General features: G+C 35.6%; 7 protein-coding genes and 1 pseudogene. All 8 read right to left on the reverse strand.

Annotated elements, in window-relative coordinates; translation table 11 throughout:
- Positions 1-492: 492 nt before the first annotated feature.
- The 8 genes and pseudogenes from NC797_RS17610 to NC797_RS17645 all read right to left on the reverse strand — a co-directional run bounded on the left by NC797_RS17610 (position 493) and on the right by NC797_RS17645 (position 11635).
- A pseudogene (locus NC797_RS17610) lies at positions 493-1634 on the reverse strand (IS3 family transposase).
- A 115-nt stretch (positions 1635-1749) separates the two neighbouring features.
- Positions 1750-4707 (reverse strand): Tn3 family transposase, encoded by a 2958-nt coding sequence (locus NC797_RS17615; protein WP_272438127.1) that lies wholly within the window; start codon positions 4705-4707, stop codon positions 1750-1752.
- Between the two features lie 62 nt (positions 4708-4769).
- Complete coding sequence (locus NC797_RS17620) at positions 4770-5384, reverse strand: recombinase family protein (RefSeq protein ID WP_272438133.1); 615 nt, start codon at positions 5382-5384, stop codon at positions 4770-4772.
- 595 nt (positions 5385-5979) lie between these two features.
- On the reverse strand, positions 5980-7221 hold the full coding sequence (locus NC797_RS17625) for an MFS transporter (RefSeq protein WP_272438128.1): 1242 nt from the start codon (positions 7219-7221) through the stop codon (positions 5980-5982).
- Entirely contained in the window at positions 7222-8400 is a 1179-nt protein-coding gene (locus NC797_RS17630) for an ATP-grasp domain-containing protein (protein WP_272438129.1), read from the reverse strand.
- A 42-nt stretch (positions 8401-8442) separates the two neighbouring features.
- Positions 8443-9678, reverse strand: a complete 1236-nt coding sequence (locus NC797_RS17635) for an ATP-grasp domain-containing protein (RefSeq protein WP_272438130.1) — start codon at positions 9676-9678, stop codon at positions 8443-8445.
- Between the two features lie 12 nt (positions 9679-9690).
- Positions 9691-10581, reverse strand: coding sequence for a GHMP family kinase ATP-binding protein (locus NC797_RS17640; protein WP_272438131.1), 891 nt, complete (start codon positions 10579-10581; stop codon positions 9691-9693).
- Positions 10582-10597: 16 nt separating this feature from the next.
- Entirely contained in the window at positions 10598-11635 is a 1038-nt protein-coding gene (locus NC797_RS17645) for a cysteine synthase family protein (protein ID WP_272438132.1), read from the reverse strand.
- Positions 11636-11767 lie beyond the last annotated feature (132 nt).

An 11767-nucleotide genomic window follows, 5' to 3' on the forward strand; every position in this document is an offset into this window, starting at 1 on the left:
CAACCAGCCGGGAAACAGTCAGCGTGTAGGTCTATAACATAGGGCCAGGGGAACACTCTAAATTCGGAAGACACCCAAGTTTTGGGGCAACAGGAGGAATCGGAACATTCCCTTGGTAGGACACTACGGGGTCCTACCAACAAAACGCGGAAAACATACGCTAAGCAAAATGTAATGTGCCCGCTTGTCAAGACACAAAAATTAATTTTTTAAGATAAATCCTCCTCCCTAAAAAAGTCTAATCACCCGGCATTTTAAGGTCCCATTTTTTCCAAGTCTGAAGGTTTCCCGGGATTCACCACCTTTGACCTTGTTTGTGTCCATGGTCGTTTTCTTGTGGCGGATGAGAAAAATTCAGCCTTTTGTGGCTCCATCCGCACAGCCAGCGTACCATGGACAATCACTTCCTAAGTTCCGCTGGCGTGGCCCCGACCCCTTCCAGCGATCACTAAGGAGTGGCACGGCGGTCAAAGGCAAGCAGCTTCGCTGTGGTTATGCATTTTTCTCAAAGTGTACAGTAGCCGGTGTCTTGTCTTCTAATGCTTGATGGGGCCTTCTCCAGTTGTAGTGATGCATGTAGAGCTTCGTCATTTGTTTTAATTCCAACACTGTTTCCGGATATAATAAATAAAGCCTTTCCCATTTATAGCTTCGGAAAAAACGCTCTGTTCTAGCATTGTCCTTTGCGCGTCCTCTGCCATCCATACTAATTTTTATCGATTCGTATTTTTTGATGCAGTCGATATAATCTTTAGACGTGAATTGGCTTCCCTGATCGCTATTGATTATTTCAGGCATTCCATGTTCTTGAACTGACTTCTCTACTGTACGAACGACAAAATCTGTCTTCATGGTGTTGCTTAGAGACCACCCCACGACAAATCTTGAATACCAGTCGATGACAACAACGAGATACATAAATCCTTTTGGAGTCCCACAGTACGTAATATCAATCCCCCAGACCTGATTCCGGTGAGTAATGTTTACACCCCGAAGCAGATAAGGGTACGTTCGTGCCTGCAAATCTCGCTTGCTTAGATTCGGTCCAGGATAGAATGCGATAATATCCATTTCTCGCATGTAACGTCGTGTACGCCTGATACCTATGAAAAATCCGAGTTTCTTTAACTCATTTCGGATCCTACGACAACCGAATGCAGGCTCTTCAAAGTGTATCCGATCGATGGCATTTTTGATATTGATTTCCTCTTGGTCCGGCTGGTGCACCTTGATTTCATAATAAGCAGTTGACCTAGAGAGGTTCAATAGTTTACATTGATGCTTAACCGTTAACTCCTTACTATCAAAGTCTATTAATGCTTTTTTATCTTCCAATCGTAGACCTGTTGTTGTTTTTTTTTAAGCCAATTCATATCTACGGTCAGCTGTCCAATTTGATTAACCAGTTCTTCCTTTTCCGCCTCGTGTTCTTGTTTGATTTTTTCTATTTCCGCAGACTTTTTATCAAAGACTGCTGGCATATTATTCAGAAATTCTGTCCTCCATCTGCTAATTAATTGTGGGCTTATATCGTGCTTTTGGGAAATTTCATTAACGGTGCTATCTTCCCTCAATATTTCTAGAACAACCTTTGCTTTTTCCGTTGAACTGTATCTTTTTCGTTTTTTACTCATGGCATTAGTATTATCTTATTTATTCATTTTTAATGTCCAAGCCCACGGATACATTATAAAATTCGACATAAAGAAAGCCGGTTTTTCCTACGCTAAGGAGTTTTCGGCTTTCATTTTATTGATTGAGAGGGCGCAGTGAATTTAAGCTTGATATTTTTGTCATATCAAAGGTGTATTCACCAAGAAAATTGATATGTTCCCACCCTAGAGGTGAAATGTGTTTTAATAAGTCCTCCCGCAAATTCCCTTTATCCTGTAACAATTTAGTTGCTTCAGTTAGATATACGGTATTCCATACGCTAATGGCGTTAATTATAATGTTTAAAGCGCTGGCTCGTTGCAACTGATCCTGTAAGCCCCTTTCTCGTAACTCGCCTCGTTTTCCAAAAAATAACGCTCTTGCCAAACCATTCATGGCTTCTCCTTTATTTAGTCCTCTCTGGATACGTCTACGTAGTGTCTCACTAGATATGTAATCCAAGATAAAAATAGTTTTTTCGATTCTTCCCATTTCTCGTAAAGCAGTGGCTAATTTGTTTTGCCTTGCATATGAACCTAATTTCCCCATAATAAGCGAACCGGATACTTTTCCTTCTCTAATAGAATAGGCTAGCCGGAGTACATCATCAAAGTTTTCCTGAATAACCTTTGTGTTAATCCGACCACGAAGTAGGTTTTCTAATTTAGGAAAATCACTTGGCTTTTGAATGGTGTAAAGTTTAGCGTCAGCTAAATCACGAATTCTTGGTGCAAATCGAAAACCTAACAAGTGACTCAAACCGAAAACCTGATCGGTATAACCTGCTGTATCAGTATAATGCTCCTCAATATTTAATTCTGTTTCATGATGAAGTAACCCATCGATGACGTGTACAGCATCTCTTGCATTTGTATTAATGACTTTCGTATAAAAAGAAGAGAATTGATCACTTGTAAATCGATAAATCGTTGCACCTTTCCCTGTACCATAATGAGGATTTGCTTCAGCGTGCAAAGATGATACACCTACCTGTACTCGCATTCCGTCTGACGAAGATGAGGTACCATCACCCCAATAAGAAGATAGGGTTAATTTTTTCTGGAAATTTACCAATGAAGCTTGTGCCCTGCTGATAGCATCATCATACAAGCGCCATTGGGCAGCATTAGCCATTTGGTGATAACTAATTCCAGGTGTTGCATCTGCCATTTTAGTCAAACCTATGTTTGTTCCCATAGCCATAAGTGCGGCCATCAGAATAGGATTTTCTTCTCCCTTTGGAGGTCGATTAGTGGAAGCATGTACCAACATTTTATCAAATCCTGTCCAGTGGGCTACCTCCATTAAAAGATCAGTGAGCTTTACCTTTGGCAACATACTATACAAGGATAAACTAAAGTTTCGTGCTTCTTCTGGAGTATTTTTTTCCAAACGATCCAGCCTAAGTTTAGATTTTTCAATGTTTACACCTTCAAGATTATCAAGATTATTTGAAATCCATGTTAGTCGTTGTGTTAGTGCTTTCCTCTGTTCTTCAAGATATTCCTCTGCCGAGGATTGAACTGCTAACTTAGTTTCTTCGGGATTTTTAGTTGTCCAGCCCTCTTTAGCTACAAGGTACTCTTCAAAGTCTTTATGTAGTCTACTACCAACAACATATACGTCTCCTGAACGAATATGATTTTTCAATTCCGTTAAGGCAGCCATTTCATAATAATGTCGATTTATTGTTCCTTCTTCATCATAAACATGCTTCTGCCAACGTTTTGGAACAAAATTTAACGGAGCACCATCTGGTACTTTTCTTTTTCCAGATTCATTCATTTCTTTCAATGTTTCTAAAGCACGTATTAATGGTTTTGATGCTTTTGTAGAACGAAATTCTAAAGATTTAAGAAGGGCAGGAGTATACTTTCTTAGATAAGTGAATCGATTTCCAAGCAAATCAAGATAATCATAATCCATTGGCCGAGCTAACCTTTTCGCTTCTTCAACGGAGGTAATGATTTTATCCCATGGCATGACTTTTTCAATGGTGCTAAATGGATCGAGTTCTTCATCACGCGCTTGAATAAGTGCGGCTCCAATATCTGCAAAATGAATAACCTTTTCATTAACTGCTTTTCCATTTTCTCTTTGCATTTCTTCTTGTGTTTTACGACCTTTTGATTGTAAAATCATCATTTGTCGATCATGAATTTCAATTGCTTGGTCAATTAAGTCTTGGCTGAGTGTCACTAGGTATGCTACAAGAATAGCGTATTTCTTATTTTCTTTAAATCTACGAAATGAATGTGGTTCATACCTTGCTCCAATACGTGATAATTGAAGCAATCGATTGGGATGTACTTCTTGTTTAATCATTGGAAGTTTCAAATCCTTGATATATTCCAAACGCTTAATTACTTTTAAAAATGCATCGGGCGACGATTGACCAGGAAGTTCCCTTAACCATGCTAATGGAGTTTTCCTGTTTTCTACAAAAGGGTCGATAAGTGTATCCAGTTTTTGTTTTTGCCAATTTGAAAGAGGTTTGATTAAGGATTTAAATATTTTTTCCTCTGCTCTCTGGCGGGTTTCCCAAACAAGTCTTTCTACGGTGGTTATTCCTGGAAGTATTATTTTTTGATTTCGTAATTTTTCTTGGACTGTATGAAGTAGGTACATAGCGTTCCCATTTTGCAAGGCATGTTGCAGTAAAAAGTGTGCAGCTTTACGATACTCACTTGCAGAGAAATTCTGATAACCATAAACTTGTCGAATTTCTTCCAAATGTTCATGCTTGGTTGGATCACGTTGGGCATATGAAGAAAAAGAATCGGAATCAGCATCTATTTGTTTTGCTATATATTGAATCACATATTCCGGTATAGGTTCAACATAAGAGAGAGACCATCCGGGATATCGTAAAACGCATAATTGGACAGCAAACCCCAAACGATTATGGTCTCTTCTATGTCGATTAATTACTTCAAGATCATGTTGCGAAAAAGTATAATAGATTTCTAATTCAAGTTCGGTCATATCCATTGGTATTCGTACAAATTCTGCTCTTTGATCTTCTGTAAGTAATTCTTTTCCCCTTGAAGCCATTCGTACCATCCTTTCATAAACAAAGGTTTATTTTAATGCTATCTTGCGCAATAAGAGAGAGATTAAGTTTCCGTAGCACCCTTTTCCACTTGCTTCACAAGTTTGTAGAATGTCGTTTTTTTCACATCTGCCTGTTGCATTGCACTTGTTGCTGTAATATTACCTTCTTTCCATTCATGATAAGCATCCATGAACGCATCTGTAATCTGTGCTTTAGGACGACCAAAAGTTTTCCCCTGCAGCATTGCTACATCAATTCCTTCACGCTGGCGCTTTCGTATTCGATCCCGTTCCTCTTGTGCCATCCAAGAAAGAATTTGTAATACGAGGTCAGCTATGAAGGTACCCATGCTATCTTTATATTGCGTGGTATCGAGTAGTGGCATGTCCAACACGACAATATCTGCCTGAAGTTCCTTTGTAATAGCGTTCCACTCCTGCACAATCTCCTCTTTATTCCGACCAAAGCGATCTAGAGAATGAATATACAGAACATCCCCTGAGCGGAGAATTCGTTTTAAAAGCTGATACTGTTCTCTTTGAAAATCTTTCCCACTCATCTTATCCATAAAAATGTCACGATCGGTAATCCCTTTTTCTTTCATTGCAATAATTTGACGGTCTTCATTTTGGTCTTTGCTGCTTACCCGAATGTATCCGTACTTTCGTTTTTCCATATTAAAGACATTCACTCTTTCCATTCGTTTTTCTTTTTCTAATTATACTATAATTTGTTCGGAAAAGTATACGTAAATCAACGAACGTCTGTAAATGTTTTTATGATGTTTACGAACTGGAAATTTTAATAATTATCGGGGGTTATGAGTTGTTCATAAATGTGTACTTTTATAAACTATTGCCTTATCTTATGTTGTTTTTGTCAACTCAAAATCCAGCATTTTTATTTAAAAGTGCCATCAACCTTTGTTTCTAGTTTGTTAATAAATAAGAGATTTTGTAGAGACCGGCTCTGTTTGATGGCAACATTCAAATATGATCAATTTGTTCTTCAGTTACGTGATAATAAAGTTGCTTAATTTTGAAGCCACAAATACATATTACACCGTTCACAAATATGAACGGTGTAAAAATAAAGTCATTTAATTTTCAATACAATTGCCGAACCACTCTTCAAAAATGCAATAATAAAGTTGTTTAAAATTCCTGTAAAAAAATAGAGCACTTAATAATCTATTAAAATAATCTACCGTTTTTGTGTGGTTTTACCAGGCCTTTTTAACAACAATTTAGTCTGAAGTTTCTTCTTATCGGTTAGGATATTTCTTTGACCTTATCCTCTAACTTTGAGTTTTGACTTTTACCTTTAAGGACTACAAAAATGTAAAATAATACAAAAATTAAATTAAATACTATAATAGTGAACCAAGGAATTGACAAGCTATCAAACCTTATAGACAGATCAATGAGATAACCTCCACTGAAATTACCTAATGCACCTCCAACTGCTGCGGCTAATGTAGAAAAACCAAAAAAACTAGCAAGAGTGTTTTTGGTTGCTAAATTACTGACTAAAGTATTGTATGCGGGGCTAATTATTATAAGACTCATTGCAATTCCGAATACAAATAATAATAAACTAAAAATCGACAAAGTTATCGTTACCGGGATAGTAAACAAAATTAACATTAAATAGCCAATTAAAATTCTTATTGAGTTGGAAATACGCAACATATTTAAGAACTTATCAATTGGTACCTGTAACAATATGACAGATCCAGATATGATTATGTATATATAAGCGATTACCTCCGTAGAATCAAGAAAGTCTAAAATTAATGGTATTAAAACATAAATCTGTTGAACAGTGAAAAAGAATCCTATAGTAGAAACAACTAAAGTAACGAAGTTTCTATCTCGAATTACAACCACTAATAAATCTATAGTCTTCACTCTGTTCTGTATAGCTTTACCATTTACTGTCTTATTCCTTAGTAAGGCATATAATAACAAACCGATTACGATATATATTGATGAAGATACAATAGACAGCAATAGAAAATCTACTTTTAACAAAGCAACTCCTATAAGTGGCCCAATTGCCAATGCTAAGTTATCAGATATATTTAACGATGAAAAGATTTTATTTCTTTCTATTTCACTTGATATATCTTTAATTAGGGCAGCTCTTATAGCAGGGGTAAATAAGGCGCCACCTAATCCGGAAAATATAGCTGCTAAAAATAATAAAAAGGTAGAAGTACTTAAGCCAAACAATAAAAACCCTATGCTTCTTAAAGCTGATCCCAAAATTATATTAATCCTAAGACCTATCTTGTCTGCCAATACCCCACCAAAAAATGTTAAACCTTGTTGACTAATCAATCTAAATGCGAGGATTAGCCCGACAATTGTACCTGCTAAACCTACAGAATTTGTAAGGTGAATTGTAAGATATGGAATAATCATAAAAAATCCCATATTCATTATAAACATAAGAAATATAACTATATATTCTTTTTTTAGTATTTTTCTAACTTTAAATTTACTTTTCAACTAATTTAAATCCTTTACAAATAATTTTTCTTGTACAGTTTTGATAACACTTCTCGTATCTTCTTCACTCTTACCAACTGTTAAAATATAACCTAGTCTATTTCTTGAAGATTCAATTCTTTGGCTATTTTGGCCAGTAACTTTAATTTTAACTACTCCATTTAGCTCCTCTAATGTTTTTATCGCATTCTCTCCGGCATTTACCGGGGAAAGAAAAAAGAGGATTTCCGAAGTATTAGATTTTGAAGTAACTCGATTAGTGGCTCCGAAAACAAGATAACGTAAGGTCTCAGTGATTAAATCATAACCTTTAGCTAGCTCCACCATTTCCCATATTCGGTCACCACCCACTCTAGTTTGCGCTTCAATAATAAAAATTCCTTGTGAATTAATTTTTACCTCTGTATGACATGGACCAATTTTATGACCAATAGCTTGCAAAAAGTCGATAACAGCCTCTTCAATGAGTAATTTTTTTTCATTTTCGATTGGTGCCGGAAGAACGTGACCAACTTCAATAAAATTGGGTGCCCCTGTTGTTTGCTTTTTAGTTATTGCAATAACGGTGTGAATACCATTAAACGATATGCTCTCAATACTAAATTCATCACCATCAATAAATTCCTCAAGAATTAATGGGGAATCGTATTTAGAAGCCCAGGTCCAAGCTTCTATTAACTCATTGGGACTATTAATATACACAACACCCTCGCTACCCGCACCTTTTGATGGTTTTATAATTAACGGATAATTTAAATTTCGAGATGCATGTTCTAAATCGTTTAGATTAAAGCATTCCGCAAAGCCAATGGTTTTTATTTTAGTTTCTTTATATTTCAGGAATTCCCTCATTTCTACTTTATCTCTAGTTAAAGAGATCGGCTTTAGTGGATTACCTAATAAATTTAATTTCTCTTTTATAAAGGCTGCTGATTCTAATCCATATTCTGTAAATGAAACAACAGAATCAAATGGGTGCTTCTCATTAACAGGGATAGCATTTTTTAATGTTTCCTCGCAAGAATTTATATCCATAATATATAAAGATTTAACCACATTTTTTTGATATTCGGTTATTGAATCGTTTGTTTGGAATAATGTAATATCTACAGATAGCCTTAGTGCCTTAGTTAAAATTTCATCCCATCCACCTATTATTAAAATATGTGGTTTTTTCATACTATCTCTCCTCGTACTAATAATCGTAGATATCCTAACTCTTTAATGAGAAAATTGATCATAGACAATCTTCAATTGACTTGAAGCAGTTTCACAAGCTAATCTTGCTTCGGGAGCAGACCCACTTACAGCATATATATACCCAAGATCCCCTTTAAAATCCTTTGGAAGCATAACATGATTTTTTTCTAAGTTTTTGATTTTTATTTCTTGGATATAAGGGACTTTAATGGCTAAAGAGTCGTCAATTCGTGTATTTACACCTTCTTTTTCAGGATACAATACATACGTGGAAGCCCCCTTCACAACCTTATATTCTTTATACCTAGCTTTATTAATACTAATGTTAACGATCTCTTTATAAATGTCGTAATCTAATGAGTCACTTATCATTTTGCCTAGTAGTCCCCCCCCTAATCTAGGATTCACTTCCACTAGGTAAATGCCATCTTTTGCAATTAAAAATTCTGTATGAGTAGGACCCACATTAATATTCAATTCCTTTACTACTTTGGAATGAATATCAATAAGTTCATTATTTAAAGGTTCACTAAGCTTGTACGGAAAATCATATGCTTGCTCAACAAAATAAGGAACTCTTCCTAAAGTTCGGTTTGTTATACCAATAACTGATGTATTATAATTATAAGTTATAGCTTCAACGCTAACTAGTGTGCCCACAATATATTCTTCGATTAGTATTTTAGAATTTTGCTTATCCCTAATTTGTGTACTTATTTCATGGTAATATTCAGTTAACTCCTTTTCATCCCTGCATAAGTAAACATTCATACTTCCAGTTCCCCTAGAATCTTTAAGTATGATTGGGAATCCCCAATTTTCGGAAACCCCTACTGCTTGTTTAAAGCTTGTGATTACTTGATATTTGGGCATTTTGACTATACTTCTGAGTTTACGTCTGGTTAACTCTTTATTTCTACATACTTTTACTACGTCTGAGTTAATAAAAGTTAAGTGGTTTTCTTTTGCTACTAGAGAAACAGCCTCAATACATCCATCTGATAATGAAATAATGCCCTCAATATTTACATTGGATTTTAAGCCCTCTATTGTTTCATGCAGGGTGGAATAATGAGAAGGATTAGGGCAATGAACTAATTGAATTTTTTTAAAAAGAGGATTATTAACATCATCTTTATATTTTTCTTTGTCATTAGTAATGAAAATTACATTTTTATTAACCTCAATAGCAGCCTTTATTATTTGAAGCCCGGCACCTGAGGTAGTGGCTTCAACTATTACGATATACTTTTCCATCTTTTCATCACCTCATATTGTAAATTTATATGGTTTTAGACTTAGCCTCTTGAGTTCACTGTTTAATAAAGAAATATTATTGGAATGTTTTGGTTTTAAAGGATTAAAAATAAAACCTATAACTGTCCCACTATGTGCTACTTGAATTCCTTCTGCTCCTATAATTTTTGATAATCTTAGCAGCTCATTAAAAATAGGTTTTGGGAAAAATTTTTGATTGATTTCTGCACTTTTTGTAGAGGCAATACCTATTAAACTAGTATCTTGTTGTTCTATACCTTTCCCTAGCAGCTTGACTAATATTTGAAATGAGATTATATCTGATTCTGAATACTCCGGTAATGTGAGGTTTAGTGTTTCTATTGTATTCATCGGTAGGTCTACACCAATTACCTCCATGAAAGGGAGTTGGCCAGGAAAGTATCTAAGAACTTCTCCGTCCCTTTGAGCAAATAATATACATTGACCAGGATACATCAATGAGTCAGATGCTTTTTCAGCTTTTACTGCAATTTGTGCGATTTCTTTATTGCTTAATGTTATGTTATAGCAATCTATGTAAGCCATAATTGTTGATAGAACATCTGCAGTCGAGGAGCCAATCCCTTTTCCAACTTTGATGTTAGAATTAATCTCTAAATATCCTTTTTGGTTTTCTTGAGAAACATAGTGTGCAGTTAATTCTAAGGCTTTTAATGCCTTATACTTTGTGATATCATTTATAGTAAACTCACTAGAGCTATTAGGCTCAAATCTCGCAACACTCCAAGCCTCCTTGAAGGGGAGAGTTACCAATCCTCTACAAAGGCCTTTATTAGTTGTAAAAATACCCTGTATTAATTCCCCATGATGCCCATGTGTTTTTGATAATCCGACTTTATTTTCTACTAATGATAAGGTCATTTAAACAAGTCCCTTCTTACGTATTGATTAATAGTTTATCATTGTGGTTTATTGACCCAAGACTTCTCCCATTCCAATGCATTACAGACCAAGCCTTAAGCTCCTTAATAGGGTGATCAACCAATTTGGGTGGTTGAATTGGATTGTTATCAATAAAACCATTAGATTTTAACCAAATATCTGAATATACAGTATCGATGTACCTATTTCCTTCATCAGGGAATATTGATACAATTTTTTTCCCAGGATTGTTGTCCTTATACCACTTTGCCACTAGGTATGAAGCTCCACTTGTCGGTCCCATAAATAATCCATGTTCTCTATGTAGTTGACGAGTAAAATGAAAGGCTTTTTCTGCTGGGACCCAGGAAACAATATCAAAAATAGAATGTTCTAAATTTAAAGGTAGGATACTATTACCTAAACCCCTTAAGGGGCGTATTCCATTTGGTTGTCCAAAAAGTACACTATAAGGTGTATCGATTCCCACGACTTGAAGGTCAGGAAAAACAGTTTTTAATGCTTTGGCACTACCAACCATTGACCCACCGGACCCCACTGGCCCGATTAATGCATCAATTTTACCCAACCTAGCAACCAGAAACTCTGCTAATTTCGCATATGATGCTGGATTATAAGGATTATCATATTGACGTGGCCAGTAATACTCTGGTTCTTGTTTCAATAAATCCTTAAGTAATTGTAGCCTAACATTTTGAAATCCACCTGAGGCCTCTTCCTTTTTATCCACTATTTTCAAGTCTACACCTAAATCAGCAAGTCTAGATTGTAATTTAGTATCTATTGCTGGATCACTAACTAAGGTCAACTTAAAATCTTTAGCTGCACAAATCATGGCTAAAGCTAATCCAAAGGTTCCTGATGTTGATTCAATTATTTTCCCACCCGGCCGGATTATTTTTTCCTCGACGGCTTTTTGTAACATGTATCTGGCGGGTAATAATTTCATTAGAAAAAAACTTGCAGCATAAAAATCGTTAGAAATTCGATCAATTCTTGGTAATTCATAGTCCTGAAATGGCCAGTGTTCCATTTAATTTCCTCCTTGTATATTATGTTTAGACCTATTTTTGAGGTCTCTAAAAAGCTAGATTTGCACCTTGATAATTGAATAGCTCTTTCCTCCTTAGTGGTGGAGGGCGTAGCTTCGTAAATGAGCGTGTGC

The organism is Terrihalobacillus insolitus (assembly GCF_028416575.1).
In the GTDB taxonomy this organism is placed as follows: domain Bacteria; phylum Bacillota; class Bacilli; order Bacillales; family Amphibacillaceae; genus Terrihalobacillus; species Terrihalobacillus insolitus.

Excerpts from the sequence above, each read along its gene's own strand:
- NC797_RS17615 (WP_272438127.1), bottom strand. The coding sequence starts at position 4,707 with ATGGCTTCAAGGGGAAAAGAATTACTTACAGAAGATCAAAGAGCAGAA.
- NC797_RS17620 (WP_272438133.1), bottom strand. The coding sequence starts at position 5,384 with ATGGAAAAACGAAAGTACGGATACATTCGGGTAAGCAGCAAAGACCAA.
- NC797_RS17630 (WP_272438129.1), bottom strand. The coding sequence starts at position 8,400 with ATGAAAAAACCACATATTTTAATAATAGGTGGATGGGATGAAATTTTA.
- NC797_RS17635 (WP_272438130.1), bottom strand. The coding sequence starts at position 9,678 with ATGGAAAAGTATATCGTAATAGTTGAAGCCACTACCTCAGGTGCCGGG.
- NC797_RS17640 (WP_272438131.1), bottom strand. The coding sequence starts at position 10,581 with ATGACCTTATCATTAGTAGAAAATAAAGTCGGATTATCAAAAACACAT.
- NC797_RS17645 (WP_272438132.1), bottom strand. The coding sequence starts at position 11,635 with ATGGAACACTGGCCATTTCAGGACTATGAATTACCAAGAATTGATCGA.